Source organism: Ensifer adhaerens (assembly GCF_002007205.1).
Lineage (GTDB): Bacteria > Pseudomonadota > Alphaproteobacteria > Rhizobiales > Rhizobiaceae > Ensifer > Ensifer adhaerens_D.
This window is the reverse complement of record NZ_LAZS01000014.1, coordinates 121,434-146,287: the sequence shown is the minus strand read 5'-3', so window position 1 is coordinate 146,287 and position 24,854 is coordinate 121,434. Positions and strand designations below refer to the sequence as shown.

Sequence of the window (24,854 nt, the reverse complement as noted above, 5' to 3'; positions counted from 1 at the left end):
ACCATTGAAAAAGCGGCGTGGCCCATCGGGGCTTGCCCTGAACCTTCCGAGACGAAAAATGAGCATTCGTAACATCGCGATTATCGCGCACGTCGACCATGGGAAAACGACCCTTGTTGACGAGCTCCTGAAGCAGTCGGGCTCGTTCCGCGAAAACCAGCGCGTTGCCGAACGCGTCATGGACTCCAACGATATCGAAAAAGAACGCGGCATCACCATCCTCGCCAAGGCGACTTCGGTCGAGTGGAAGGGCGTGCGCATCAACATCGTCGACACCCCCGGCCACGCCGACTTCGGCGGTGAAGTCGAGCGCATCCTGTCGATGGTGGACGGTGCCATCGTTCTCGTCGACGCTTCCGAAGGCCCGATGCCGCAGACGAAGTTCGTCGTCGGCAAGGCGCTGAAGGTCGGCCTGAAGCCGATCGTCGCGATCAACAAGATCGACCGCCCGGACGGCCGCCACGAAGAAGTCATCAACGAAGTCTTCGACCTCTTCGCCAACCTCGACGCTTCCGACGAGCAGCTCGATTTCCCGATCCTCTACGGTTCGGGCCGCGACGGCTGGATGAACGTCAACCCGGAAGGTCCGAAGGACCAGGGCATGGCGCCGCTGCTCGACCTCGTCCTGAAGCATGTGCCGGAGCCGACGGTTGCCGACGGCCCGTTCCGCATGATCGGCACGATCCTCGAAGCCAACCCCTTCCTCGGCCGCATCATCACCGGCCGCGTCCATTCGGGTACGTTGAAGCCGAACCAGGCCGTCAAGGTTCTGGGCCAGGACGGCAAGCTGCTCGAAAATGGCCGCATCTCGAAGATCCTCGCTTTCCGCGGCATCGAGCGTCAGCCGATCGAAGAAGCGCATGCGGGCGACATCGTCGCGATCGCCGGTCTCACCAAGGGCACCGTCGCCGACACCTTCTGCGACCCGTCGGTTGCCGAAGCGCTGACCGCGCAGCCGATCGACCCGCCGACCGTCACCATGTCCTTCATCGTCAATGACTCGCCGCTTGCCGGCACCGAAGGCGACAAGGTTACGAGCCGCGTCATCCGCGACCGCCTGTTCAAGGAAGCGGAAGGCAACGTTGCGCTGAAGATCGAGGAATCCTCCGAAAAGGATTCGTTCTTCGTCTCCGGTCGCGGCGAACTGCAGCTTGCGGTTCTCATCGAAACCATGCGCCGTGAAGGCTTCGAACTTGCCGTCTCGCGTCCGCGCGTCGTCATGCACAAGGATGACAACGGTCAGCTCCTGGAGCCGATCGAAGAAGTGGTCATCGACGTCGACGAGGAGCATTCCGGCGTCGTCGTGCAGAAGATGTCGGAGCGCAAGGCCGAAATGGTCGAGCTGCGTCCGTCGGGCGGCAACCGCGTCCGTCTGGTGTTCTTCGCGCCGACCCGCGGCCTCATCGGCTACCAGTCGGAACTTCTGACCGACACCCGCGGCACGGCGATCATGAACCGCCTGTTCCACGCCTACCAGCCCTACAAGGGCGAGATCGGTGGTCGCGTCAACGGCGTTCTCCTGTCGAACGACGCCGGTGAATCGGTGGCTTACGCGATGTTCAACCTCGAAGACCGCGGCCCGATGATCATCGACGCCGGCGAGAAGGTCTATGCCGGCATGATCATCGGTATCCACACCCGCGACAACGATCTCGAAGTGAACGTTCTCAAGGGCAAGAAGCTCACCAACATGCGCGCAGCCGGCAAGGACGAAGCCGTTCGCCTGACGCCGCCGATCCGCATGACGCTGGAGCGCGCTCTGTCGTGGATCCAGGACGACGAGCTGGTCGAAGTAACGCCGAAGTCGATCCGTCTGCGCAAGCTGCACCTCGACCCGAACGACCGCAAGCGCTTCGAAAAGGCCCGCACCGCCGGCGCCGCCTGATCGATCCTCAAGCGATCCCAAGACTTTCTAAAAACCCCGGAGCGATCCGGGGTTTTTTGCTGTGTGTGCCACCGATGGGCGACTTGCGGATAAAGTTAAAAAGGCGTTAACCTTCCATTGGGTGCCGTTAAAGTTGCCTGTGGGTTAACGCGAGCCGGCAACCGGGCGGGATTCCTGTTCGCCTTGTGTGTGTTTAGAGTCGCGAGTCATGAAGACTGTTTCGATAGAGATTCGGCCGGGAGAGCCGCAGGAGGCGTCGGCAATTGCCGATGTGCACCGCGTTTCCTGGCTGCAGGCCTATGGCGGTCTCATTCCCCACCGTCCGCTCGTTCAGATGGTCAATCGCCGTGACGAGACCTGGTGGCGCAAGGCGACGCGCGGTCCTGCAACGCTGCTCGTCGTCGACGTCGCCGGCACCATTGCCGGTTATGCAACGCTCGGCCTCAGCCGCGCCAAGGCGCTGCCGCAGGAAGGCGAGATCTACGAGATCTATCTCCGGCCGGAGTATCAGGGCATCGGTCTCGGGCGCATTCTCTTCGGCGAAGCCAAGAGCTTGCTGCGCTCGCTCGGCTGCCGCGGCCTCGTCGTCTGGTGCCTCGAAGACAGCGAACATGCCTACCAGTTCTTCCAGGGCGCCGGCGGCACCGATATCGCCGAAGGCATGGAAGATTTCGGCGACAGGCACCTGAAGAAGGTCGGCTTCGCCTGGAACTGATGCCCTAACCTTGCGGGCAAAACTCTGAAATCGGAAACTTATTCCGGCAGTTGGTTGTTGGGTTCGGCCGCCTTGTCGCCGCGCGCGCCGTGATAGGCTGGCTGGTCGACGCCGCAGCGGAACGTCGGTGCCACCGCGTCGGCGACCTTGCGGGCCAGCGTATTCGGATCGGGATTGGCAAGCGCATCGACATAGCCGGCGACGCAGCCCTTGCCGTCATCCTTCTCGGCCACCTTGGAAATGACGAGCACCTGCCCCTGAAGTGCAGGAACCGAAGCGCCGGAGGCGTCCGTGTTCTCGATGAACCAGCGCAGGATCGTCGCTAGGGCCTTGCCATCCTTGGCAACCCGCCATTCCACCGTCGTGCCGGCATGGTTGAACGGGATGAAACTCTCAAAGGCATCGTCGGCATAGCGCTGGTTCAGGTGTCCGAAGGAGACGCTCTGGCGGATGTCGGCCTCCTTGAACCGAACAGGATAGTCCGCGTGACCGGGGCAGGTCATCAGCGCATACATGCCCTCCTCTTCCGCGATCGTCTTGCACTTGTCGCGCCCGATGTCGGTGTAGACGCTCTCATTGGCCGTGGCCGGTCCGGCCAGCAACAGGACCACAGCGAGGCATGCAACCCTTCCGTTCATCGTGAACTCCCTCGAACGCGTTTGGGGGACCTGAGGAGGTCGTCCGGCAAGCACAAAACGACCGGTTGAATCTGCGCTACGAACGAAAGTTATGTTGCATCGCGGCATGTTTCCCTTTATCCGACGGGCAAACTTCTCAAACCGACCCTGGAGTAGATCCATGCGTATCGACGCGATTTCCATCGGAAAGAATCCACCAGAAGATGTCAACGTGATCGTTGAAGTTCCCGTCGGCGGCCATCCGATCAAGTACGAGATGGACAAGGAAGCCGGCACGCTCGTCGTCGACCGTTTCCTCTACACGCCGATGCATTATCCGGGGAACTACGGCTTCGTGCCGCACACGCTTTCGGACGATGGCGATCCGATCGACGTTCTGATCTGCAACACCCGTCCGCTCGTTCCGGGCTGCGTCATCAATGTGCGCCCGATCGGCGTCATGATGATGGAAGACAATTCCGGCCAGGACGAGAAGATCATCGCCGTTCCGTCGGGCCACCTGACGCAGCGCTACGACAAGGTTCACGAATACACCGACCTGCCGGAAATCACGCTGAAGCAGATCGAGCACTTCTTCGAGCACTACAAGGATCTGGAGCCCGGCAAGTGGGTGAAGATTTTTGGCTGGAAGGATGCTTCCACCGCCCGCCAGCTGATCAAGGAAGCCGTCGAGCGCGCCAAGGGCGCCAAGTAAGCTTTACCTGCCGGCCAGTTCGGCAAGACGCCTCATCAAATCCTCCGGGTCGCCCTCGATCCGGAGGATTTTTTTGCGCTGTGTTTCGCCCGAGTTGAGGGAGAGCCTGGTCTTGGCGAGCCCGAGCGTCTTGGCAAGAAAGGCAATCAGCGCCTGGTTGGCCTTGCCTTTCTCCGGGACGGCGCGGACGCGCACTTTCAGATATTCTTCGCCATCGGCTGCCGTTTCCGGTCCGTCAATGGCATCGCGGCCGCCGTTTGGCGTCAGCCGCACCGTCAGGCGAACATGGTCGCCGTGGCCGGTGAAGGCCGTGCTACGCACCCTGCACCTGGCTGGCCATCGTCAGCCCAGCAAGGCCGGCGCGATCGTCGTGTTCAGGAAAAGCTGGATGAAATAGAGGATCACAAGCACGACCAGCGGCGAAAGGTCGACGCCGCCCATGTCGGGCAGGATCCGGCGGATCGGGCGGTAGAGCGGCTCGGTCAGCTGGTAAAGCGAGCGGCCGATCATGTTGATCGCCTGGTTGTTCACGTTGATGACATTGAACGCGTAGAGCCAGGAAAAGATGGCCGACGCGATGACCAGAAACCACGCGATGTTGATGATGAAGTTCAAGGTGCCGATAACAGCAAGCATGCCGGTCTCCAAATCGTTATTGACAGACATGTAGACATTGAGACCTAAACGAGCAAGTACGCCGGTTTATCGGGCGCGATCATGTTTAACGTGTGGCCGCTCGACAATCGGTGCCGACGAAAGCGCTTCGCGATCCTTCAGATGCGCTGCCTGCCTCTTGAATTTTGACGTTTCACTTGTCGTTATCGCAAAACCGCCGCGCAGTTTTGTGCGACCCGCTTCAGGAGCGACTTCCGCATGTCCGCCGTTCATGCCTCGCATCGTTTTGCCGCCTTTCGGCATGTCGGTTATCGTCGCTACTTCTTCTCGCGCTTCCTCGCCTATTTCGCGATCCAGATCATTTCTGTCGCCGTCGGCTGGCAGATCTATGATCTGACGCGCGATCCCTTCGATCTCGGCCTGATCGGTCTCTTCCAGTTCCTGCCGTCGCTGGTGCTGATCCTCGTTACCGGTGCTGCCGCCGACCGCTACAACCGGCGCATGATCATGGGCATCTGCATGGTCGTCAGCACGCTTTGCGCGGCGGCGCTGCTGATGCTGACGGTCACCGGACTGTTCTCGCCCTGGCCGGTCTATGCGATCCTCGTCGTCTTCGGCATCGAGCGCGCCTTTCTCGCGCCGGCGTCGCAATCACTGGCTCCGAACCTCGTGCCGCCTGAGGATCTGCCCAATGCGATCGCCTGGAACTCCACCTCCTGGCAGACGGCGATGATCGTCGGGCCGGTTGCAGGCGGACTCATCTATGCGCTTGGCGCCGTGTTTCCCTATGCCATCGGCCTCTGCTTCTTCCTTGCCTCCGCGCTGATGGTCTTCGCCATTCCGAAGCCGGCGACGCGCACGCAGGCCTCTGCCCAGAGCTGGGAGACGATCACCGCCGGCTTCCGCTACATCAAGGCCGAGAAGGTGGTTCTGGGCGCGATATCGCTCGATCTCTTTGCCGTGTTGCTCGGCGGCGCGGTGGCGCTGATGCCGGTCTTTGCCCGGGATATCCTCGATCTCGGTCCCTGGGGTCTCGGTTTCTTGCGCGCTGCGCCCGGCATCGGTGCCGTCAGCATGGCCGTCTGGCTGGCGGCGCATCCGATCCGCCATCGCGCCGGTTTCTACATGTTCTCAGGCGTGGCGCTCTTCGGCCTCGGCACGGTGGCCTTCGGCCTTTCGGCGACGCCCTGGATCTCGATCGTGGCCCTCGTCATCATGGGCGCTGCCGACATGATCTCGGTCTATGTGCGCGAGACGCTGATCACGCTCTGGACGCCGGACGAGTTGCGCGGCCGGGTCAATGCCGTCAACATGGTCTTCGTCGGTGCGTCGAACGAGCTTGGCGAGTTCCGCGCCGGCATGATGGCGTCGGGCTTCGGCGCGGTCTTTGCCGTCGTCTTCGGCGGCATGGGCACGCTGCTGGTCTCAGGGCTTTGGGCGCTCGGCTTCCCGCAACTGCGCAAGATCGACACGCTCGACGTGCCTGACCACCACAAGTGAGAAGCGCGCGGCTCCAGACGCGCTACACGCCTTCCGCCGTTGCTCCCGGCCGCTCGTTCCGCAGGAAGATCAATTCCAGGAAGTTTTCCATCCAGGTGCGCAGCGGTCCGTCGTGCTGCATGCGGCCGTCGAGATGGGCCTTGCCGATCTGTGCGCCCGGCAGCTCGAAGCGGTGGGCGCCGTGGACGACCCAGCGGTGCATCATGGCCCGGGTGAGTTCGCCGTGGAACTGGATGCCCCAGGCGTTGTCACCGTAGCGGAAGGCCTGGTTCGGATAGGTGTCTCCGGTTGCGAGCAGCTCGGCGCCGGAAGGCAGGTCGAAGCCCTCGCGGTGGAAATGATAGACCATGGCCGGCCAGTCCATCAGCGCCTTGCCTGCTTCGGTCGGAACCAGCGGGTACCAGCCGATTTCGGTCATGCCCTCGTGATGTGGTGCCACGGAGCCGCCGAGGTTGCGCGCCAGCATCTGCGCGCCGAGGCAGATGCCGAGATAGGGCTTGTTTTCCTTGAGAGGCACGGACAGCCAGTCGATCTCACGGCGGACGAACTCTTCCTCGTCGTTGGCGCTCATCGGACCGCCGAATACGATCGTGCCGCTATGCCGTTCCAGCGTCTCCGGAAGAATGTCGCCAAGGGCCGGGCGACGGATGTCGAGCGTGAACCCCTTCTGTTCGAGAATTTGGCCGACGCGGCCGGCGCTCGACCGCTCCTGATGCAGGATGATCAGGACGGGCTTTCGGGCGCTGTCGTCGGGCATCGGCATTTCAGCTTTCCTGTTGTGGCTCGGCTTCCTCGACCCTGTCGCTTCGGGCCGCCGCCTCCTGGCGCTGCAGCACCCGGTCGCGACCGGAAACTGCAAGCAGATCGGCGATGCGCCAGATCACGTGATCTTCCATCTCGCTGCGCTCGCCGTCGGCATAGACGATATCCCAGAGCATACCGACAAGTTCGATGCGTTGCTCCTCGGAGAGGTGGCGCTTGAGCTCGGCGGTGAACTGATAGAAGTCGATCGCTTCGCTTTCGGCAGTCTCGCCGGCCTCGATCAGTGCGGCAAGCGAGGCGTCGTCTAGTTTGTAGTGCTCTTTGATGACCGAGCGCATCTTGCGTCGCTCGGACGCCAGAATCCGGCCATCGGCCTCCATCACCTGGAAACAGAGGGCGATGACGGCCACGCGCGGATCGCCGTGCTCTATCCGCTTCGCCGGGCCGGTCAGGCCATCGAGAAACGTCCGTAAGCGTTCAAACATGTATTTTGCCACAGCCCCTTGAGAACTCAGAACAATCGAAAGCTCGTCTTTTCCGGCGCCTTCTCGCTGCCGGCCGGATCGCGCACGCCGGGGTCATCCGGCGGCCGGCCGAAGAAGGGATCGGGCATATGCTCGCCGTTCGCAACCTCTTCCTTCTCCGCCTTGTTGACCGGGGGCTTGTCGGCGAGCGGCTCAGGCGCCTTGCGCTCGGTGACCTTGATCGGCTGGGGTTGCGGAGGCGGCTCCTCGCGCTCGGCCTCCAGGATGACGGGCGCCTCGCTGCGGCGGCCCGCGGGTGTGGGCTCGTGCACATGCGTCTCCACCACGGCCGGCAGGCTGCGGATTGCCTCGTCGGCGTTCGATTGGTCGTGGTCGACGGTGGCCGAAAGCGTATGCGGCGGTGCTTTCCATTCGAATGCGTCGAGCCGGCCGCTGACCGGCGAGACCGGCAGCCAGGTCGGCGACGTCACGCCATCGGCGGTCCAGGCCGGATCGCGCGGGCTCTTCAGCGCCTGTGCCATCCAGTGACGGATGCGGCCCTCGTCGCCGGTATCGGCCTCTTCGATGTCGGCGAGCAGCAGGAAGATGCTCTCGGTCGGATCGAGTCTCGCAGCAGCCTCCGCTTTGGTGCGGGCGAGAAGCAGTTCACGCGCTTCGAGTGCGGCTTCGGCGACGGCAGCCATCGCCACGGCATTGTTGGGCCTCAAGGCTTCGAGTTTGCGTGCCCGTTTCAGCCGGTCGACGGCGGTGTCGCCGCCGCGGGCGCGCACGTAGAGCCGCGCCACATCAGGATGCGGTTCCTGCTTCCAGTTCTTCTCGAGGATCGAGGTGCCCTTGCGCAGGTTGTCTTCGCGAAACAACGCCTTGGCGGCCGTCAGCGCCGCCGGCACCAGATGCTCGTCGAGCTTCAGCGCGGAAAGCGCATCGTCCCGGGCGCCCTTCACGTCGCTCTCGAGCTTGGTCATTGCGCGCGCGGTCAACAACACGGCCTTCTTGCGGTCGGCTTCCTTGCGGTCGACCACGTGGGCGACGCGGCTCTGGTCGAGCAGACGCAGCGCATCGTCCCATTGTCCCGCCTGGCTCTGGCTGTCGAGCGTCGCAAGGGCTGCCCACGGAAGATGCGGCGCCTTTTCGGCGGCACGCTCGGCATATTGCCGGGCGGCTTCGTGGGCGCCGAGGCGCTTGGCTTCGAGATAGAGGCCGCGAAGTCCGAGTTCACGCGTCTCCGGATCGTCGGCCATCAGCTCGAACTTGCGGCGGGCGTCATCGTATTTTCCTTCGATCAGCGCGGTCTGGGCTTCGAGCAGGTGGATCAGCGGTTCCTGGTCGGCGCTGATCAGCCCACGGGTGCGGGCGGTCATCTTGCGGGCAAGATTGGCGTCGCCGGCGCCGGCGGCGATCAGGCCGGTCGAAAGCGCCTGGTAGCCGCGGTCGCGCTTGCGGGCGCGGAAGTAGCGGGTGACCGTGTGCGGCGAGAGCCAGATGGTGCGCAGCAGCCAGACGACGATCAGCACCGCGGCGATCAGCGAGATCAGCAGCGATGCGGCGCGCATCAGGCTCATCTCGATCAGCTGGCCCTGCCAGACGACAGAGAGTTCACCGGGGCGGTCGGCGAGCCAGGCGAAGCCGAGGCCGAGACCAAGCACGATCAGGATGAAAATCAGAATGCGGATCATATCTGGTTCCCTTAGCCCTCTGACTTCGCCATCGTCGCGGCGACAGCCTGGTCGATCGCGGCTTCGACACGCAAGCGCTGGTCGAGCCTGGCCTTGAAAGCCTCGCCCGCCGGTTTGGCGGCATCGGGCAGGCCATTCCATTCGAGAGCCGCGCCCTTGAGGTCGCCGTTGTTCAGCTTGTCCTCGATCCGGGCGATGACGGCTTCCGGCGTTTCACCTTCGACGCTGCCCACGGGACGCACGCGGATGCCGGACATGGCGCTCGACACCAGCCGGTCGAAAATGCCTTCGTTCGGATCGGGCTGGTTGAGGGCGTCGAGCATGGCGTCGGCGGTCTTGGGGAATTCGCGGCGCAGATCGGTACGGGTCGGCACCCCGATCTGGGCATCCTGGGTCAGAGCCGTGACGGCCTGCTCGTCCGGCGCGATGCTGCGCAGCGCGTCGAGTTCGGCGAGGAAAGGCCCGCCGCGATCGATCGCCGACTTCAGCGCCGTGACGGCAACGGCCTTGGCCATCTGGATGTCGTTGACCGGCTCGTTGAGCTTCTGCTCGGCGGTCTCGATGCGGCTGGCGAGTTCCGCTTTCTCGGCGGTTGCCGCCTGGCGCGCGTCGGCAAGCGCCGTCTTCAGACCGGCAAGCTCCTTGGTGAGGTTGTCGATTTCCGCCTTCAGGGTCTCGACCTCGGCACTCGGTGCGCCGTTGGCGACCGGCTGCGAGGGAGACTGTTCGAGTGCTGCGATACGGCCTTCGAGCGCAGTGTTGTCGACGACGGCTGCGGGCGTAGGCAGGGCCGCGATCTGGTCACGGAGCGCCTGCAGCTCGCCGGAGATGTTCTGCTCGACGCCGCGGTCCGGCCCGAGCCCGGGGATGAAACCGGCATATTGCAGGCCGCCGAAGCCGAGCAGCGTCACGAGGCCGCCGACGATGCCGGCTGCAAGCGCGCCGGAGCTGGATACGGGTTTTTGTGGCGGTGCCGGCTCCGGCTCGGGGGCCGTGTGCGGCGGCTCTTCGTCAAAGACGGCTGCGGCAGCGTCGGCGGCCGCATCGGCGCGCTGCTCCTCGATTTCTTCCTCCAGGCGGGACCCGGCGACGCTGTCATCGCTGCTGTCCGTTGCCGGATTATCCACCTCGGTGTTTTTCGTGGCGCTTTCGGTCGCAGTGTCTGCCACCTTATCGCCTGTTGCTTCCGGCTCGGCCGGTTCCGCAACGGTTTTTTCCGCTTCGAGGTCGATCGTCAGCGGTTCCTTCTCGGACTTCGAGCGGCGCGGCGGGTTTTCCGATACCATGGTGACCTCTTACCGTTGGTGCCTGTCGGCTCTTCCCTCAAACCTAGTCAGCCGGAACGGTGAGGGAAAGCCCCTCCGTTCCGTTTTTGGATGAATTCGACGTTAGAGAAGGCTGATAAGGCTGTCTTCATCGGGCCTTGCGGCCGTCTCCGCCACGACGTCGCCTGGCAACGCCTCCGCAACCACGGGGCTGAGGCACAGGTAGCGCGGCGAAAAGGAAGCGGCGTCGATGCCGGCTTCGGCCAGGAGGCGAACAAGCTGTCGCGCGGTCTCCCGCGAGTATAAAAGCACGGTTTCGGGACGGCCGCTCCGACGCAGATCTTCGATCGCGGCGCGCGCATGGGCGATCGGCTCCATGCGGTAGCATTCGACCGTTCGATGCGCGATGCCTTGATGTCTCAGGCCTTTTTCCAGCCCTTCGGAGCGCGGCGTTCCCGCCAGATAGAGGCGGGGAAGCGGCGGCAGCGTGTCGCGGGTCGCGCCGATCAGTTCGGCCAGGGATTCCCCGGTTCCGGCCGCTATGCGCAGATCGGTGAACCCAAGCGCGGCTGCCGCCTGTGCCGTCGCGGCGCCGACGCAGAAGCACGGGGTCGCCAGATGCTGTGACAGGCCTGCACCGGACGAGGCGAGCACTCTGACGGCCTCGGCACTGGTCAGAACGATGGCCGCATGCGGCTGATCAAGCGCGGCAATGGCGGCGGCAGTGAGATGGGTCGCCTGCATCAATGGCAGCAGGATCGGCCGGTGGCCGGCGGCCTCCAGCCGGCGTGCGGTCGCCTCGGCGGCGGGAAGCGGCCGGGTGACGAGCACGCGCATGGCTCAGGTCCAGCTTGCAAAGAAGCCGGGGCCGGCCTTGGCGCGGATCTCTTCGCCGGCCTTTTGCCCGAGCGCTTCGGCATCGCTGGCCCTGCCGTCGATCGTGACACGATGATGCGTCTGGCCGTCGGGCGTCAGGATCATGCCGGAGAAGCTGAGATGGGTGCCGTCCGAGGTGGCGAGACCGGCGATCGGCGTGCGGCACGAGCCGTCGAGCGTCGCCAGGAATCCGCGCTCGCAGGCGACAGCCTCGTGGGTGCGCGCATCGTCGATCGCAGCGAGCAGGTCGTTGATGCGGCGGTCTCCGATCCGGCTCTCGATGCAGATCGCCCCTTGCGCGGGGGCCGGCGGGAAATCCTGGGGGTCGAGAAGTTCGGTCGGAACGTCGGTCATGCCGAGCCGCTTCAGCCCGGCATAGGCAAGCAGCGTCGCATCGACCTGGCCTTCGGCGAGCTTTCGAAGCCGGGTCTCCACCTGGCCGCGATAGGTGATGACATTGATATCCGGACGCAGCCGGCGGATCAGCGCCTGGCGGCGCAGCGACGACGAGCCGACGGTCACGCCCTCAGGCAGTTCCATCAGTTTTTTTGCCGTCCGGCCGATGAAGGCATCGCGAATGTCCTCGCGCGGCAGGAAGGCGGAAAGACAGAGGCCGTCCGGCAGTTTCGTCGGCATGTCCTTGGACGAATGCACGGCGAAATCGAGTTCGCCCGACAGCAATTGCTGTTCGATCTCTTCGGTGAACAGGCCCTTGCCGCCGATCTCGGCGAGCGAGCGGTCGGTGATCCGGTCGCCCTTGGTCGAGAGGATGACGACCTCGAACATTTCCGGCGCCAGACCATGCGCCGCTGCGAGGCGATCGCGCGTTTCATGGGCTTGAGCGAGCGCCAGCGGGCTGCCGCGCGTGCCGATCCGGAAAGGTTTTGTTTGCATCAAAGGCTATCCATTGTTACCGGAGTTCCGTGTACCCACCTTTCGGTGCGACCGCAATCTTTGAGTAGTTCCTGATGTCTCCGCCCCTGCGCATCCTCGGCATAGAAACAAGCTGCGACGAAACCGCCGCTTCCGTCATTTTGCGCGATTCCGACGGCAAGGGCCATATCCTCGGCGACGTGGTCTTAAGCCAGCTGGAAGAGCACAGCGCCTATGGCGGCGTGGTTCCGGAGATCGCGGCGCGCGCTCATGTGGAGGCGCTCGACACGCTGATCGAGGAGGCGCTGTTGCGCGCCGGCGTCACGCTTTCCGACATCGATGCCATTGCTGCGACAAGTGGTCCCGGTCTGATCGGCGGCCTGATCGTCGGGCTGATGACCGGCAAGGCGATCGCGCGCGCAACCGGCAAGCCGCTCTATGCCGTCAACCATCTCGAAGGCCATGCGCTGACCGCGCGGCTGACCGACGGGCTCTCCTTTCCCTATCTGATGCTGCTCGTTTCGGGCGGCCACACGCAGTTGATCCTCGTCAAGGGCGTCGGCGAATACGAACGCTGGGGCACGACGATCGACGATGCGCTCGGCGAGGCCTTCGACAAGACGGCAAAGCTGCTCGGCCTTCCCTATCCGGGTGGCCCAGCGGTCGAGCGGGCAGCACTTGCCGGCGATCCGCAGCGTTTCGATTTTCCGCGCCCGCTTGTCGGCGACGCCAGGCTCGATTTCTCTTTCTCCGGCCTGAAGACGGCGGTGCGCCAGGCGGCGCAGTCGCTGGAACCGGTAACGGAGCAGGACATCGCCGATATCTGCGCCTCGTTCCAGCGCGCGATCTCGCGCACGCTCAAGGATCGCGTTGGCCGCGGCCTGAAGCGCTTCAAGGCCGAGCATGGCAGTGTCGCGCGCCCCGCGCTGGTGGTTGCCGGTGGTGTCGCCGCCAACCAGGTGCTGCGGTCGACGTTGCAGACGCTCTGCGCGCAATCCGGTTTCGACTTCATTGCGCCGCCCCTGTCGCTCTGCACCGACAACGCGGCGATGATCGCCTGGGCCGGCGCCGAACGGCTGGCCGCGGGCATGGCGGCCGACGGCCTGGATGTGGCGCCGCGCTCGCGCTGGCCGCTCGATGCCCAGGCGCAGGCGTTGCTCGGTTCCGGCAAACGCGGCGCCAAGGCGTGACAAGAGAGCATACGGGTAGAGAATGAACGACACCTCCAAGATCGGGCCGAAAATCGTCGTGGTTGGCGCTGGCGCCTTCGGCACCGCGCTCGCCGCGGTTGCCGCCTCGGCCGAAGGCAGTGACGTGACGCTGCTTGCCCGTCGTCCCGAGATTGCCGAAGCCTGCCGCGATACCGGGCGCAACGAGGATGCCCTGCCGGGCATCGACCTGCCGCCGGCGCTGAAACATACGGCCGATGTCTCGGTTCTTGCCGATGCCGAGGTCGTGCTCTTCGTCATGCCGTCGCAGGCGCATAGGGATGCGGCGCGGCAGTATGGTCCTCATATCAATGCCGCCGCCACGATCGTCACCTGTGCCAAGGGCATGGAGCAGGCGACCGGCCGTCTCCTGACCGACGTGCTGGCGGAGGAACTGCCCGGCCATGCGATCGGTGTGCTCTCCGGTCCGGGCTTCGCTGCCGACATCGCCAAGGGCCTGCCGACCGCGATGGTGGTCGCCGCGGCCGATGCTGAGACGGCGACGATGCTGGCCGAGGTGCTCTCGGGCCCGACCTTCCGCCTCTATCCGTCTGAAGATCGCATCGGCGTGCAGCTTGGCGGCGCGCTCAAGAACGTGTTGGCGATCGCCTGCGGCATCGTCGAGGGGGCGGGGCTTGGCGACAGCGCCCGTGCGGCTCTGATTTCGCGCGGTCTTGCCGAAATGTCGCGCTTCATTGCCGCGGAAGGCGGCGAGGCGGATACGGTGCGCGGTCTCTCCGGCCTTGGCGATCTGGTGTTGACGGCCACCAGCCACCAGTCGCGCAACCTGCGTTTCGGCATCGCGCTCGGCAAGGATGGTCGCGCCAGCGGACGCAAGGGCGAGTTGGTCGAAGGCGCGTTCGCGGCATCGGTCGCCGCCCGCGTCGCCCATGATCTTGGCGTCGAAATGCCGATCACCGAAGCGGTGGCGGCGATCATCGACGGCAAGCTCGATGTCCGCACCGCGCTCGAACAGTTGATGACCCGCCCGATCACCCAGGAATGAACGGGGCGGCGGTTTCCGCCCGCATCCCGCGCCAGACGAAAACTCAAGGAGGAAGCATGCTCTTCGCACTTCACTGCACCGACAAATCAGGCGCGCTGCAGCTTCGGCTCGATACCCGCCCCGATCACGTGGCCTATCTCAATGATCTGAATGCCAAGGGCATTCTGAAAATGGCCGGCCCGTTCCTCGGCGACGACGGCAAGCCGACCGGCAGCCTGGTGATCGTCAAGGCCGAGACGATCGACGAGGCGCGTGCGATCGCCGAAGCCGATCCCTATGCCAAGGCCGGGCTCTTTTCCAATGTCGAGATCAAGGCCTTCAACTGGGTCTTCAACAATCCGGAGGCTTGAGACCAAAATGGCTCATTGGCTCTACAAATCCGAACCGTTCAAGTGGTCCTGGCAGATGCAGAAGGACGCAGGCGCCAAGGGCACCGAATGGACCGGCGTGCGCAACTATCAGGCGCGCAACAACATGCGGGCGATGCAGATCGGCGACAAGGGTTTCTTCTACCACTCGAACGAGGGGCTTGAGATCGTCGGGATCGCCGAGGTCTGCGCGCTTTCGCACCCGGATTCGACCGCCGAAGGCGACGCGCGCTGGGACTGCGTCGACATCCGTGCGGTGGCCGACATGCCGCGCCCGGTGACGTTGAAGGAGATCAAGGACAATCCGAAGCTCGCCAAGATGTCGCTTGTCACCTCCATGCGCCTGTCGGTACAGCCGGTGACCGAGGACGAATGGCTCGAGGTCTGCCGCATGGGCGGGCTCGACAATCCGCCGCGCTAGTCTTGATTTGCCGCCTGGCCGAGACCTTTGGGCAGGCGCGGAGAGTTTTGTGAAGACCGATCCGGAAAGCTTCATCCTCGAAAATACCGACGTCATGTCGCCGCCGCACGTGCCGGAGATCCGGCTCCACCTGGCGACCGAGGCGCATGATCTCTGGCTGAAGACCGAGGAGGAATTGCAGGAGATCGGCCTGCCGCCGCCATTCTGGGCCTTTGCGTGGGCCGGCGGGCAGGGGCTTGCCCGCTACATCCTCGACCATCCGGAGACGGTGCGCGGCCGGCGCGTCCTCGACTTCGCCTCCGGTTCGGGTCTCGTGGCGATCGCGGCGATGAAGGCGGGAGCGGCTTCGGCGCTTGCCGCCGACATCGATCCCTGGGCGGAAACGGCGGTCCGCCTCAACGCCGCAATCAACGGCGTCACGCTTGCCTATACGGGCGAGGACGTGACGGGCCGCGATCTTGAGGTCGATGTCTATCTCGCCGGGGACGTCTTCTACGACAAGGCTTTTGCCGACCGGTTGAAGCCGTGGTTTTCGGAGCGCGCAGCGAGCGGTGCAACGGTGATCGTCGGCGATCCCGGCCGCTCCTATTGCCCGCGTGAGATGATGACGGCGCTTGCCACCTACGAGGTCCCCGTCACCCGGGCGCTGGAGGACAGCGAGGTCAAGCGCACCACCGTCTGGCGCTTCGGGACCGACCCACGCAATTGACAGCGCTGGTGCTGCCGACGGTCCCCGCGATCACCGGCGCCACGGACTGATTTGTGCTGCATTGCCGCGATTATCGCCGGATCACGCAAACGCCGTGTTCGTAAGTGCAGGCGCTGTTCATCGTTTGTGGCGTAACGTCGATGATCTTGGCGCGTTTTGCTTCCGGCGGCGGCGCAAAGTCTGCCTCATCCGCATAGCCGTAATCGCCTTCCTGGCTGAAGTAGATGCCGTTGCCAACATCGACATAGGCTGAAATGCCACCGACATAGGTGCCGATGCCTGGAATGATGTCCGGATACTCATCTCCGCCATAGTAGTTCGGGCGATAGTCACGGCCGCTCGATGTCCAGATCTCGCGCCCGGACCGATCGCGCATCCATCCGCCGCCATTGCCCCAACGCTCGGGATATGTCCGGTATTGCGGCAGGCGAACATGCCGGGTGCGGGTATCGGCCTGCGGCGGCACGTCATAGATGCCGGGGCGGCCATGATGCCTGCGGGCGTCGGATGTCCAGTGGTCCCGGCCGGTCCGGTCGCGGACCCATCCGCCCCGATGCTCCCACTGTCCGGCATAGGGGCCGGGGTAGGGGCGCGGCAGGCGATTGTGCCGGACACGCGTCTTGAGTTCCGGCGGCCCGCCGTTGGACGCCCAGTCACGGCGCGATCCGCGATTGCGGTTCCAGTCGTTGCGATGGCCCTGGCGATCGAACTCGTGGCGTGGATAGGGGCGATCGGAGTTCAGCCTGATATGGCGTGTCCGCGTCTGCATCTCCGGTGGCCCGCCCCGGTCCCGGGCTTCCATCGGAATGAAGCTGGTGGCGATGACCAGGCCGGCAAGCGCTAGCACTTTGGTCGCATGGATTGCCCTGAACAGAATCATTCTGTCCGCCCTCCGGATGACGCTTAACAAATCGTTAAGGTCACTCTGGGCCAATTTCGACGGAAAGTCACGGAATCGCTTGGTTTTCTGCGGCTATCGTTAACGGACCAACATGTCTCCGTCGGGCCGGAAAATGGCGCATTTCGTCTAATCGATTAAATTGATTTTGCACTGCAAACACACTTGTCGTTAAGCTTTATGGTGATTAAAGGTCCGAAGGACTGAATTGCGCACAATCAGGTGCGATACCGGACTAAAATCGTCTACTTTCTGGGCGTGAATCCGGGCATTTCCGTGAGGTTCCGATGACGGATGTCACAAGAAGCCGGCCGCTGTCGCCGCATCTTCAAATCTATAAGCCGATCCCGACGATGGTCATGTCCATTGTGCACCGCATCACCGGCGGCGCGCTCTACTTCGGGACCATTCTCGTTGCCTGGTGGCTGATCGCCGCCGCGTCGGGGGCTGCCTATTACGACTGGGTCAGCTGGCTGTTCGGCACGCTGATCGGCAAGCTGGTGCTGTTCGGCTATACCTGGGCGCTGGTGCACCACATGCTCGGCGGCTTGCGCCACTTCATGTGGGACCTTGGCTACGGCTACGAGAAGCACTTCGCCACCAGGATGGCCAAGGCGACGATCATCGGTTCGGTGGCGCTGACGCTGCTGATCTGGGTGGTCGGCTATCTCGTCCGCTAACTGAGAGGACTGACACCCATGGATATGCGCACTCCTCTCGGCAAGGTTCGCGGTCTTGGCTCGGCCAAGGAAGGCACGGACCATTTCTGGCGCCAGCGCCTGACGGCCGTCGCCAACGTTCCGCTGCTGATCTTCTTCGTCATTTTCCTCGTTCGCTACGCCGGCGCCCCCTATGCGGACGTGCTTGCAGCACTTGCGAACCCCTTCGTCGCGGTCGTCATGGCGCTCGTCGTGCTCTCGGGTCTCATCCACATGCGGCTTGGCATGCAGGTGATCATCGAAGACTACGTGCATGGCGAAGGCATGAAGATCCTCCTTCTCATGCTCAATACATTTTTCACGATCGCAGTTGGCGGGCTCTGTCTCTTCGCCATCCTGAAGATCGCTTTTGCAGGGTAATTTCGCCATGGCATCGAACAGTTCACCCGCTGCAAACGGCAAGGCCTATCAATATGTCGATCACGCCTTCGACGTCGTCGTCGTCGGCGCCGGCGGTGCCGGTCTGCGTGCCACCCTCGGCATGGCCGAGCAGGGGCTGAAGACCGCCTGCATCACCAAGGTCTTCCCGACGCGCTCGCACACGGTTGCCGCCCAGGGCGGCATCGCCGCCTCGCTGCAGAACATGACGCCGGACAGCTGGCAGTGGCACCTCTACGACACCGTCAAGGGTTCCGACTGGCTCGGCGACGTCGACGCCATGCAGTATCTCGCCATGGAAGCGCCGAAGGCGGTCTATGAGCTCGAGCACTATGGCGTGCCGTTCTCGCGCAACGCCGAAGGCAAGATCTACCAGCGGCCCTTCGGCGGCCACATGCAGAACTACGGCGAAGGGCCGCCGGTGCAGCGCACCTGTGCGGCCGCCGACCGGACCGGCCACGCCATCCTGCACACGCTCTATGGCCAGTCTCTCAAGAACAACGCCGAGTTCTTCATCGAGTATTTTGCGCTCGACCTGATCATGTCGGACGACGGCCGCTGCACCGGCGTCGTCGCCTGGAACCTCGACGACGGCACGATCCATCGCTTCTCCGCCAAGATGGTGGTGCTGGCGACGGGCGGCTACGGCCGCGCCTATTTCTCGGCGACCTCGGCGCACACCTGCACCGGCGACGGCGGCGGCATGATCGCACGCGCCGGCCTGCCGCTGCAGGACATGGAGTTCGTCCAGTTTCACCCGACCGGCATCTACGGCGCGGGTTGCCTGATCACCGAAGGCGCACGCGGCGAAGGCGGCTATCTCGTCAACTCCGAAGGCGAGCGCTTCATGGAGCGCTATGCGCCGTCCGCCAAGGACCTTGCCTCGCGCGACGTCGTCTCGCGCTGCATGACGATGGAAATCCGCGAAGGCCGCGGCGTCGGCAAGAACAAGGACCACATCTTCCTGCACCTCGACCATCTGGATCCGGCGGTTCTGCACGAGCGCCTGCCGGGTATCTCGGAATCGGCGAAGATCTTCGCCGGCGTCGACGTGACGCGCGAGCCGATCCCGGTTCTGCCGACGGTTCACTACAACATGGGCGGCGTGCCGACCAACTACTGGGGTGAAGTCCTGAACGCCGATGCCCAGAACCCGGAGCGCATCGCGCCCGGCCTGATGGCTGTCGGCGAAGCCGGCTGCGCCTCGGTGCACGGCGCCAACCGTCTCGGCTCCAATTCGCTGATCGACCTCGTGGTCTTCGGCCGCGCCGCCGCCATCCGCGCCGGCCAGGTGATCGACCGCAACGAGGCGGTGCCGGAACTCAACAAGGCCGCCTGCGACCGCATCATGGACCGCTTCGACCGCCTGCGGAACGCCAATGGCTCGACGCCGACGGCGGTGCTGCGCGAAAAGATGCAGCGTGCCATGCAGGAAGACGCCGCCGTGTTCCGCACCCAGGAATCGCTGGAATCGGGCTGCAAGCGCATTTCGGCGATCTGGAAAGAGATGCCCGACATCAAGGTCACCGACCGCTCGATGATCTGGAACTCCGACCTCGTCGAGACGCTGGAACTCGAAAACCTCATGGCCAACGCCATCACGACGATCTACGGCGCCGAAGCGCGCAAGGAGAGCCGTGGCTCGCACGCCCGCGAGGACTTCACCGAGGGCCCGCTCGGCGGCCGCGACGACGTCAACTGGCGCAAGCACACGCTCGCCTGGGTCAACGAGGCCGGCGACGTCAAGCTCGACTACCGCCCCGTCCATACCGACCTGATCGCCGACGGCATCGATCCCAAGAAGATCGAGCCGAAGGCCCGCGTCTACTGATCTTGAGGAACAAGCCACATGGTTGAACTCGCTCTCCCCAAGAACTCGCAGATGACGGAAGGCAAGGTCTGGCCGAAGCCTGCCGGCGCGACCAACGTTCGCGAATACCGCATCTATCGCTGGAACCCGGATGACGGCGCCAATCCGCGCATCGACACCTTCTACATCGATGTCGACGATTGCGGTCCGATGGTGCTCGACGGTCTGCTCTACATCAAGAACAAGATCGACCCGACGCTGACCTTGCGCCGCTCCTGCCGCGAAGGCATCTGCGGCTCCTGCGCCATGAACATCGACGGCACCAACACGCTTGCCTGCACCAAGGGCATGGACGAGGTGAAGGGCACGGTGAAGGTTTATCCGCTGCCGCACATGCCGGTCGTCAAGGACCTGGTTCCCGACCTCACCAACTTCTACGCCCAGCACCGCTCGATCGAGCCCTGGCTGAAGACGGTATCGCCGACGCCGGCCAAGGAATGGAAGCAGAGCCACGAGGACCGCCTCAAGCTCGACGGCCTCTACGAGTGCATCCTGTGCGCCTGCTGCTCGACCTCCTGTCCGAGCTATTGGTGGAACGGCGACCGTTACCTCGGCCCAGCCGTGCTCTTGCAGGCCTATCGCTGGCTGATCGACAGCCGCGACGAAGCGACCGGCGAGCGCCTCGACAACCTCGAGGATCCCTTCCGCCTCTATCGCTGCCACACGATCATGAACTGCGCCCAGGCCTGTCCGAAGGGCCTGAACCCGGCCAAGGCGATCGGCGAGATCAAGAAGATGCTGGTCGAGCGCCGCGTCTGATCGATCAGGTCGGAAGCAGAATTCAGGAGACGGCGGGCCATGGCTCGCCGTTTTCCGTTCGAGGCTTTTGTCGGGTGGCGGACAATTCGTGATTGTGGCGATACGAAGGGGACTGGTCGTCGGCAGCGCGGCGATGAACCGGGTCGAGGACGTGGCGCGCGATCCGGTCCTCCGGACGTTTCAATCCTGCAACAGGTCGCAAGGAATCGTCGTCCCTTGATTTGTCAGGTGGATTTGCTGTATTTCGGCCTATATTATCGCGTTGCATCATGGTTCGCGGACACGAACAGGAGTAGGGATATGCGGGTAATTCATGCGGCGGCGGGGCTGGCGGTTGTGCTTGCGCTGACCGGATGCCAACGGACGTCGATGGGCGGTTTCAGCTCCCAGGACGCCTCTCCCGCTCCCATCCAGGCCGCACCGGTCCCTTCGGTATCGTCGAACCAGCTTCCGGCGCCGAGCGGAAACACCTCACAATTCCCGGCTGCACCGGCGAGCGGCACGGCGGTCGCCGGCGATGCTGCCCAGCAGGCCGGCACGCAGGTCGCTGCAGCTGCGGGCGGCGGACTTGACGTCACCAAGGAAGCGATGGTCGGCAACTGGCGCGTCTCCAGCGCCGGCAGCTCCTGCGACATGTTCCTGACGCTCACCAATCTCGGCTCCGGCTCGCGCGGCGGCACCCGCGGTTGCGCCGGCGAGCTGACGACCATGGGCTCTTGGGAAGTGGCCGGCAAGCAGGTGGTCCTCAAGGACCGCAGCGGCAATGCCATTGCCCGCCTCTACAAGACGGCCGACGCCCGTTTCGACGGCTCGACCAATGGCGGCCAACCGGTCAGCCTCAGCCGCTGACGCTTCTCCAGCCCGGTCTCGTGCCGGGCTTTTGTTTTCCGTCCCATCTCGGGTGAGACGTGCTCAATCCTGACGACAGCATTTACCGCAAGCTCGAAGCGCTCGTTACGAGCGGCGAGCGCAAGCGTGACCCGGCGCAGTTTACGATCGCGCGGCGGTTCGATCATCTCTCGGCCGAGCTGCTTGCCAGCCGCCCGTCGCGCAAGACCAATGCGCTCGGCTGGCTGTTTGCCTCGCGCAAGAAGGACCATCCGCCGGTCAAGGGTCTCTACATTCATGGTGGCGTCGGGCGCGGCAAGACCATGCTGATGGACATGTTCTTCGACGCGGTGCCGATCCAGCGCAAGCGCCGGGCGCATTTCCACGAGTTCATGGCCGATGTGCATGAGCGCATCTACAAGCACCGCCAGAAGCTGAAGAATGGCGAGACGAAGCAGGCCGATCCGATTCCGCCGGTTGCCTCGGAACTCTTCGGCGAAGCGCGGCTGCTTTGCTTCGATGAATTCTCCGTGACCGACATTGCCGACGCGATGATCCTCGGCCGCCTGTTCGGCGAACTGTTCGCCAAGGGCTGCGTGCTCGTCGCAACCTCGAACGTGGCGCCGGACGATCTCTACCGCGATGGCCTCAACCGCGGCCTGTTCCTGCCCTTCGTCGCCCTGCTGAAGGCGAATGTCGAGGTCATCTCGCTGGATACGGACACCGACTACCGGCTGACGAAGACGGACGGCAGTCCCGTGTGGCTGTCGCCGCTTGGGCCTGAGGCGGATGCAGCGATGGCGCGGGCCTGGGCTCACGAGACCGGCAACGCACCGGCCGCTCCCGCAGAAGTACCGCGCAAGGGCCGCAAGATCCCGGTGCCGGCCGCCTCGGGAAAGAGCGCCCGTTTCGGCTTCGCCGACCTTTGCCAGCAGCCGCTCGGGGCTGCGGACTATCTGGCCATCCTCGAGCGTTACTCGACGATCTTCGTCGACCACGTGCCGCATCTCGGTCCCCATATGCGCAACGAAACCAAGCGGTTCATCCTGCTTATCGACACGCTCTACGACAACGGCGCCCGGCTGTTCGCCTCGGCGGCGGCAGAGCCGCAGGATCTCTTGACCCAGAAGAAGGGAACGGAGGGCTTCGAGTTCGACCGCACGGTTTCTCGGCTGATCGAGATGCAAAGCGAGGAATATGCCGCTGCGCATCCCGCAAATGTTGCTGTTTCGTGACGCAGGTGTGGCGAAAACTCTTACGTTTACGTAAGAGTTTTATGATCTAACCGATTGAAATTGTTCCACCCAAAAGTATCGATTGATATTTTAACGTTTGCCGTTTAATGGCTTCTGGCGAAGGTTTGGCGTTTGCCGCGTTCCAGGCCTCGATCAGATTTGGGATCACAAAGGAAGCACTTTCATGGCTCGCAACAAGATCGCACTTATCGGTTCAGGGATGATTGGTGGCACGCTGGCGCATCTCGCCGGCCTGAAGGAACTGGGCGACATCGTCCTCTTCGACATCGCCGACGGCATCCCGCAGGGCAAGGGCCTCGACATCGGTCAGTCCTCGCCGGTCGAAGGCTTCGACGTGAACCTGACCGGTGCCAGCGACTATGCCGCCATCGAAGGCGCCGACGTCTGCATCGTCACCGCCGGTGTTGCCCGCAAGCCGGGCATGAGCCGCGACGATCTTCTCGGCATCAACCTCAAGGTCATGGAACAGGTTGGCGCCGGCATCAAGAAGTACGCTCCGAACGCCTTCGTCATCTGCATCACCAACCCGCTCGACGCCATGGTGTGGGCGCTGCAGAAGTTCTCGGGCCTGCCGAAGAACAAGGTCGTCGGCATGGCCGGCGTTCTCGACAGCGCGCGCTTCCGCCTGTTCCTCTCCCAGGAGTTCAACGTTTCGGTCCAGGACGTCACCGCCTTCGTTCTCGGCGGTCACGGCGACACCATGGTGCCGCTCGCCCGCTATTCGACCGTTGCCGGCATCCCGCTGACCGACCTCGTCGAGATGGGCTGGGTCACGAAGGAGCGCCTCGAAGAAATCATCCAGCGCACCCGTGACGGCGGCGCCGAAATCGTCGGCCTGCTCAAGACCGGTTCGGCCTACTACGCGCCGGCCGCTTCGGCGATCGAGATGGCGGAAGCCTACCTCAAGGACAAGAAGCGCGTTCTGCCCTGCGCTGCGCACCTGACCGGCCAGTACGGCGTCAAGGACATGTATGTCGGCGTGCCGACCGTCATCGGTGCCGGTGGTGTCGAGCGCATCATCGAGATCGATCTCAACAAGGCCGAGAAGGAAGCATTCGACAAGTCGGTCGCTTCCGTCGCCGGTCTTTGCGAAGCCTGCATCGGCATTGCGCCGAGCCTGAAGCAGTAATCGCCTCCCGTCGGGCGGACGCTTGAGTTCCGCTCGGCCTCTTTGTTTTTGCCGCATTGGTGCGGGTAGGTGCCCCACCTGCCCGCACAATGCTCCAGACAGGAAAAACACCATGAACATTCATGAGTATCAGGCCAAGGCTCTCCTGAAGAGCTATGGCGCACCGGTCGCGGAAGGTGTCGCGATCTTCTCCGCCGACGAAGCCGAAGCCGCTGCAAAGCAGCTCCCGGGCCCGCTTTACGTGGTCAAGAGCCAGATCCATGCCGGCGGTCGCGGCAAGGGCAAGTTCAAGGAACTGTCCGCCGACGCCAAGGGCGGCGTTCGCCTTGCCTTCTCGATCGACGAAGCCAAGGCTCATGCCAAGGACATGCTCGGCAATACGCTCGTCACCGCCCAGACCGGCCCGGCCGGCAAGCAGGTGAACCGCCTCTACATCGAGGATGGCGCCGACATCGAGCGCGAACTCTATCTGTCGCTGCTCGTCGACCGCTCGGTCGGCCAGGTTGCCTTCGTCGTTTCGACGGAAGGCGGCATGGACATCGAGGCTGTTGCGCACGACACGCCGGAAAAGATCGTCAACGTCGCGATCAACCCGGAAGCTGGCGTCACCGCCGCTGATCTTGCCAAGCTCACCTCGGCCCTGAAGCTCGAAGGCGAAGCCAAGGCTGACGCCGAGAAGCTCTTCCCGATCCTCTACAAGGCCTTTGTCGAGAAGGACATGAGCCTGCTCGAGATCAACCCGCTGATCGTCATGAAGAACGGCCGCATGCGCGTTCTCGACGCCAAGGTTTCGTTCGACGGCAACGCGCTGTTCCGCCACGACGACATCAAGGCACTGCGCGACGAAACCGAAGAAGACGCCAAGGAAATCGAAGCCTCCAAGTGGGACCTCGCCTATGTCGCGCTCGACGGCAACATCGGCTGCATGGTCAACGGCGCCGGTCTTGCCATGGCGACGATGGACATCATCAAGCTCTACGGCAAGGAGCCGGCGAACTTCTGCGACGTCGGCGGCGGCGCCGGCAAGGAGAAGGTCGCGGCAGCCTTCAAGATCATCACGGCCGACCCGAAGGTCGAGGGCATCCTCGTCAACATCTTCGGCGGCATCATGAAGTGCGATGTCATCGCTGAAGGCGTCGTTGCGGCCGTGCAGGAAGTCGGCCTCAAGGTTCCGCTGGTCGTTCGTCTCGAAGGCACGAATGTCGAGCTTGGCAAGAAGATCCTGAACGAATCCGGCCTGGCGATCACCGCCGCCGACGATCTGGATGACGCTGCCAAGAAGATCGTCGCCGCGATCAACGGCTAACTGAAGGACCAGACC

General features: G+C 63.8%; 27 protein-coding genes. 17 read left to right on the top strand and 10 right to left on the bottom strand.

All coding sequences use genetic code 11. The features are described from left to right. Nucleotides 1-58 precede the first annotated feature (58 nt). On the top strand, nt 59-1,885 hold the full coding sequence (gene typA / locus XB14_RS30915; protein WP_077968149.1) for a translational GTPase TypA: 1,827 nt from the start codon (nt 59-61) through the stop codon (nt 1,883-1,885). A gap of 208 nt (nt 1,886-2,093) precedes the next feature. Then, nucleotides 2,094-2,600, top strand: coding sequence for a GNAT family N-acetyltransferase (locus tag XB14_RS30910; RefSeq protein ID WP_077968147.1), 507 nt, complete (start codon nt 2,094-2,096; stop codon nt 2,598-2,600). A gap of 38 nt (nt 2,601-2,638) precedes the next feature. Here XB14_RS30910 and XB14_RS30905 read toward each other — a convergent pair whose 3' ends face one another. Beyond that, on the bottom strand, nt 2,639-3,238 hold the full coding sequence (locus XB14_RS30905) for a hypothetical protein (RefSeq protein WP_077968145.1): 600 nt from the start codon (nt 3,236-3,238) through the stop codon (nt 2,639-2,641). A gap of 160 nt (nt 3,239-3,398) precedes the next feature. On the opposite strand from XB14_RS30905, the gene ppa reads away from it, so the two are divergent. Further along, nucleotides 3,399-3,932 carry an inorganic diphosphatase gene (gene ppa, locus XB14_RS30900; protein ID WP_077968138.1) on the top strand — a complete coding sequence of 178 codons (534 nt, stop codon included), beginning with the start codon at nt 3,399-3,401 and terminating at the stop codon, nt 3,930-3,932. Between the two features lie 3 nt (nt 3,933-3,935). Here the strand turns inward: ppa and XB14_RS30895 are convergent, their stop codons facing one another. Together XB14_RS30895 and XB14_RS30890 are read right to left on the bottom strand one after the other, a co-directional pair. Next, nucleotides 3,936-4,253, bottom strand: coding sequence for a DUF167 domain-containing protein (locus tag XB14_RS30895; RefSeq protein ID WP_077968136.1), 318 nt, complete (start codon nt 4,251-4,253; stop codon nt 3,936-3,938). Nucleotides 4,254-4,274: 21 nt separating this feature from the next. After that, nucleotides 4,275-4,568, bottom strand: a complete 294-nt coding sequence (locus XB14_RS30890; RefSeq protein WP_089044330.1) for a YggT family protein — start codon at nt 4,566-4,568, stop codon at nt 4,275-4,277. A 237-nt stretch (nt 4,569-4,805) separates the two neighbouring features. Between XB14_RS30890 and XB14_RS30885 the strand changes: the two genes are divergently transcribed. Then, nucleotides 4,806-6,047, top strand: a complete 1,242-nt coding sequence (locus XB14_RS30885) for an MFS transporter (protein ID WP_077968135.1) — start codon at nt 4,806-4,808, stop codon at nt 6,045-6,047. 22 nt (nt 6,048-6,069) lie between these two features. Here XB14_RS30885 and XB14_RS30880 read toward each other — a convergent pair whose 3' ends face one another. The 6 genes from XB14_RS30880 to hemC form a co-directional block, all read right to left on the bottom strand. Next, nucleotides 6,070-6,810, bottom strand: coding sequence for a glutamine amidotransferase (locus XB14_RS30880; RefSeq protein WP_419178651.1), 741 nt, complete (start codon nt 6,808-6,810; stop codon nt 6,070-6,072). Nucleotide 6,811: 1 nt separating this feature from the next. Then, on the bottom strand, nt 6,812-7,294 hold the full coding sequence (locus XB14_RS30875) for a TerB family tellurite resistance protein (protein ID WP_077968134.1): 483 nt from the start codon (nt 7,292-7,294) through the stop codon (nt 6,812-6,814). Nucleotides 7,295-7,320: 26 nt separating this feature from the next. Next, on the bottom strand, nt 7,321-8,970 hold the full coding sequence (locus tag XB14_RS30870; protein WP_077968133.1) for a heme biosynthesis protein HemY: 1,650 nt from the start codon (nt 8,968-8,970) through the stop codon (nt 7,321-7,323). A gap of 11 nt (nt 8,971-8,981) precedes the next feature. Next, the gene (locus tag XB14_RS30865; RefSeq protein ID WP_077968132.1) at nt 8,982-10,256 is read right to left on the bottom strand and encodes a COG4223 family protein; all 1,275 of its coding nucleotides are present in this window, start codon (nt 10,254-10,256) and stop codon (nt 8,982-8,984) included. A 102-nt stretch (nt 10,257-10,358) separates the two neighbouring features. Further along, nucleotides 10,359-11,072, bottom strand: coding sequence for a uroporphyrinogen-III synthase (locus XB14_RS30860; RefSeq protein WP_077968125.1), 714 nt, complete (start codon nt 11,070-11,072; stop codon nt 10,359-10,361). A gap of 3 nt (nt 11,073-11,075) precedes the next feature. Next, complete coding sequence (gene hemC, locus XB14_RS30855; RefSeq protein WP_077968124.1) at nt 11,076-12,005, bottom strand: hydroxymethylbilane synthase; 930 nt, start codon at nt 12,003-12,005, stop codon at nt 11,076-11,078. Between the two features lie 74 nt (nt 12,006-12,079). Between hemC and tsaD the strand changes: the two genes are divergently transcribed. Genes tsaD through XB14_RS30830 form a run of 5 tightly spaced genes read left to right on the top strand, consistent with a single transcriptional unit; the run spans nt 12,080 to nt 15,696 of the window. After that, nucleotides 12,080-13,174 carry a tRNA (adenosine(37)-N6)-threonylcarbamoyltransferase complex transferase subunit TsaD gene (tsaD, locus tag XB14_RS30850; protein ID WP_077968123.1) on the top strand — a complete coding sequence of 365 codons (1,095 nt, stop codon included), beginning with the start codon at nt 12,080-12,082 and terminating at the stop codon, nt 13,172-13,174. 22 nt (nt 13,175-13,196) lie between these two features. Then, nucleotides 13,197-14,198, top strand: coding sequence for an NAD(P)H-dependent glycerol-3-phosphate dehydrogenase (locus XB14_RS30845; RefSeq protein WP_077968122.1), 1,002 nt, complete (start codon nt 13,197-13,199; stop codon nt 14,196-14,198). Between the two features lie 56 nt (nt 14,199-14,254). Then, complete coding sequence (locus tag XB14_RS30840) at nt 14,255-14,548, top strand: YciI-like protein (protein WP_077968117.1); 294 nt, start codon at nt 14,255-14,257, stop codon at nt 14,546-14,548. A 7-nt stretch (nt 14,549-14,555) separates the two neighbouring features. Then, entirely contained in the window at nt 14,556-14,987 is a 432-nt protein-coding gene (locus XB14_RS30835) for an EVE domain-containing protein (RefSeq protein ID WP_034802584.1), read from the top strand. A gap of 49 nt (nt 14,988-15,036) precedes the next feature. Then, nucleotides 15,037-15,696 carry a class I SAM-dependent methyltransferase gene (locus XB14_RS30830; RefSeq protein ID WP_077968116.1) on the top strand — a complete coding sequence of 220 codons (660 nt, stop codon included), beginning with the start codon at nt 15,037-15,039 and terminating at the stop codon, nt 15,694-15,696. A gap of 70 nt (nt 15,697-15,766) precedes the next feature. On the opposite strand, the gene XB14_RS30825 is transcribed toward XB14_RS30830, so the two are convergent. After that, nucleotides 15,767-16,576 carry a hypothetical protein gene (locus tag XB14_RS30825; protein WP_077968113.1) on the bottom strand — a complete coding sequence of 270 codons (810 nt, stop codon included), beginning with the start codon at nt 16,574-16,576 and terminating at the stop codon, nt 15,767-15,769. A 305-nt stretch (nt 16,577-16,881) separates the two neighbouring features. Here XB14_RS30825 and sdhC point away from each other — a divergent pair, with 305 nt between their 5' ends. The 8 genes from sdhC to sucC all read left to right on the top strand — a co-directional run bounded on the left by sdhC (nt 16,882) and on the right by sucC (nt 24,839). Continuing rightward, the gene (gene sdhC, locus XB14_RS30820) at nt 16,882-17,274 is read left to right on the top strand and encodes a succinate dehydrogenase, cytochrome b556 subunit (protein ID WP_077968108.1); all 393 of its coding nucleotides are present in this window, start codon (nt 16,882-16,884) and stop codon (nt 17,272-17,274) included. Between the two features lie 18 nt (nt 17,275-17,292). Then, entirely contained in the window at nt 17,293-17,673 is a 381-nt protein-coding gene (gene sdhD, locus XB14_RS30815; protein ID WP_077968107.1) for a succinate dehydrogenase, hydrophobic membrane anchor protein, read from the top strand. 7 nt (nt 17,674-17,680) lie between these two features. Then, on the top strand, nt 17,681-19,522 hold the full coding sequence (sdhA, locus tag XB14_RS30810; protein ID WP_077968106.1) for a succinate dehydrogenase flavoprotein subunit: 1,842 nt from the start codon (nt 17,681-17,683) through the stop codon (nt 19,520-19,522). Between the two features lie 18 nt (nt 19,523-19,540). Next, nucleotides 19,541-20,320: a succinate dehydrogenase iron-sulfur subunit gene (locus XB14_RS30805; RefSeq protein ID WP_077968105.1), complete on the top strand. Its 780-nt coding sequence runs from the start codon at nt 19,541-19,543 to the stop codon at nt 20,318-20,320. A gap of 300 nt (nt 20,321-20,620) precedes the next feature. Further along, nucleotides 20,621-21,169 carry a protease inhibitor Inh/omp19 family protein gene (locus tag XB14_RS30800; RefSeq protein WP_077968104.1) on the top strand — a complete coding sequence of 183 codons (549 nt, stop codon included), beginning with the start codon at nt 20,621-20,623 and terminating at the stop codon, nt 21,167-21,169. 59 nt (nt 21,170-21,228) lie between these two features. Continuing rightward, nucleotides 21,229-22,383 (top strand): cell division protein ZapE, encoded by a 1,155-nt coding sequence (gene zapE / locus XB14_RS30795; RefSeq protein WP_077968103.1) that lies wholly within the window; start codon nt 21,229-21,231, stop codon nt 22,381-22,383. Between the two features lie 184 nt (nt 22,384-22,567). Beyond that, on the top strand, nt 22,568-23,533 hold the full coding sequence (mdh, locus tag XB14_RS30790) for a malate dehydrogenase (RefSeq protein ID WP_077968102.1): 966 nt from the start codon (nt 22,568-22,570) through the stop codon (nt 23,531-23,533). A gap of 112 nt (nt 23,534-23,645) precedes the next feature. Further along, complete coding sequence (sucC, locus tag XB14_RS30785) at nt 23,646-24,839, top strand: ADP-forming succinate--CoA ligase subunit beta (protein WP_077968100.1); 1,194 nt, start codon at nt 23,646-23,648, stop codon at nt 24,837-24,839. Nucleotides 24,840-24,854: the final 15 nt, after the last annotated feature.

Bases quoted from the DNA above. Each gene is read 5' to 3' on its own strand.
- typA (WP_077968149.1), top strand. From the start codon at position 59: ATGAGCATTCGTAACATCGCGATTATCGCGCACGTCGACCATGGGAAA.
- XB14_RS30910 (WP_077968147.1), top strand. From the start codon at position 2,094: ATGAAGACTGTTTCGATAGAGATTCGGCCGGGAGAGCCGCAGGAGGCG.
- XB14_RS30905 (WP_077968145.1), bottom strand. From the start codon at position 3,238: ATGAACGGAAGGGTTGCATGCCTCGCTGTGGTCCTGTTGCTGGCCGGA.
- ppa (WP_077968138.1), top strand. From the start codon at position 3,399: ATGCGTATCGACGCGATTTCCATCGGAAAGAATCCACCAGAAGATGTC.
- XB14_RS30890 (WP_089044330.1), bottom strand. From the start codon at position 4,568: ATGCTTGCTGTTATCGGCACCTTGAACTTCATCATCAACATCGCGTGG.
- XB14_RS30885 (WP_077968135.1), top strand. From the start codon at position 4,806: ATGTCCGCCGTTCATGCCTCGCATCGTTTTGCCGCCTTTCGGCATGTC.
- XB14_RS30880 (WP_419178651.1), bottom strand. From the start codon at position 6,810: ATGCCGATGCCCGACGACAGCGCCCGAAAGCCCGTCCTGATCATCCTG.
- XB14_RS30875 (WP_077968134.1), bottom strand. From the start codon at position 7,294: ATGTTTGAACGCTTACGGACGTTTCTCGATGGCCTGACCGGCCCGGCG.
- XB14_RS30870 (WP_077968133.1), bottom strand. From the start codon at position 8,970: ATGATCCGCATTCTGATTTTCATCCTGATCGTGCTTGGTCTCGGCCTC.
- XB14_RS30865 (WP_077968132.1), bottom strand. From the start codon at position 10,256: ATGGTATCGGAAAACCCGCCGCGCCGCTCGAAGTCCGAGAAGGAACCG.
- XB14_RS30860 (WP_077968125.1), bottom strand. From the start codon at position 11,072: ATGCGCGTGCTCGTCACCCGGCCGCTTCCCGCCGCCGAGGCGACCGCA.
- hemC (WP_077968124.1), bottom strand. From the start codon at position 12,005: ATGCAAACAAAACCTTTCCGGATCGGCACGCGCGGCAGCCCGCTGGCG.
- tsaD (WP_077968123.1), top strand. From the start codon at position 12,080: ATGTCTCCGCCCCTGCGCATCCTCGGCATAGAAACAAGCTGCGACGAA.
- XB14_RS30845 (WP_077968122.1), top strand. From the start codon at position 13,197: ATGAACGACACCTCCAAGATCGGGCCGAAAATCGTCGTGGTTGGCGCT.
- XB14_RS30840 (WP_077968117.1), top strand. From the start codon at position 14,255: ATGCTCTTCGCACTTCACTGCACCGACAAATCAGGCGCGCTGCAGCTT.
- XB14_RS30835 (WP_034802584.1), top strand. From the start codon at position 14,556: ATGGCTCATTGGCTCTACAAATCCGAACCGTTCAAGTGGTCCTGGCAG.
- XB14_RS30825 (WP_077968113.1), bottom strand. From the start codon at position 16,576: ATGATTCTGTTCAGGGCAATCCATGCGACCAAAGTGCTAGCGCTTGCC.
- sdhC (WP_077968108.1), top strand. From the start codon at position 16,882: ATGACGGATGTCACAAGAAGCCGGCCGCTGTCGCCGCATCTTCAAATC.
- sdhD (WP_077968107.1), top strand. From the start codon at position 17,293: ATGGATATGCGCACTCCTCTCGGCAAGGTTCGCGGTCTTGGCTCGGCC.
- sdhA (WP_077968106.1), top strand. From the start codon at position 17,681: ATGGCATCGAACAGTTCACCCGCTGCAAACGGCAAGGCCTATCAATAT.
- XB14_RS30805 (WP_077968105.1), top strand. From the start codon at position 19,541: ATGGTTGAACTCGCTCTCCCCAAGAACTCGCAGATGACGGAAGGCAAG.
- XB14_RS30800 (WP_077968104.1), top strand. From the start codon at position 20,621: ATGCGGGTAATTCATGCGGCGGCGGGGCTGGCGGTTGTGCTTGCGCTG.
- mdh (WP_077968102.1), top strand. From the start codon at position 22,568: ATGGCTCGCAACAAGATCGCACTTATCGGTTCAGGGATGATTGGTGGC.
- sucC (WP_077968100.1), top strand. From the start codon at position 23,646: ATGAACATTCATGAGTATCAGGCCAAGGCTCTCCTGAAGAGCTATGGC.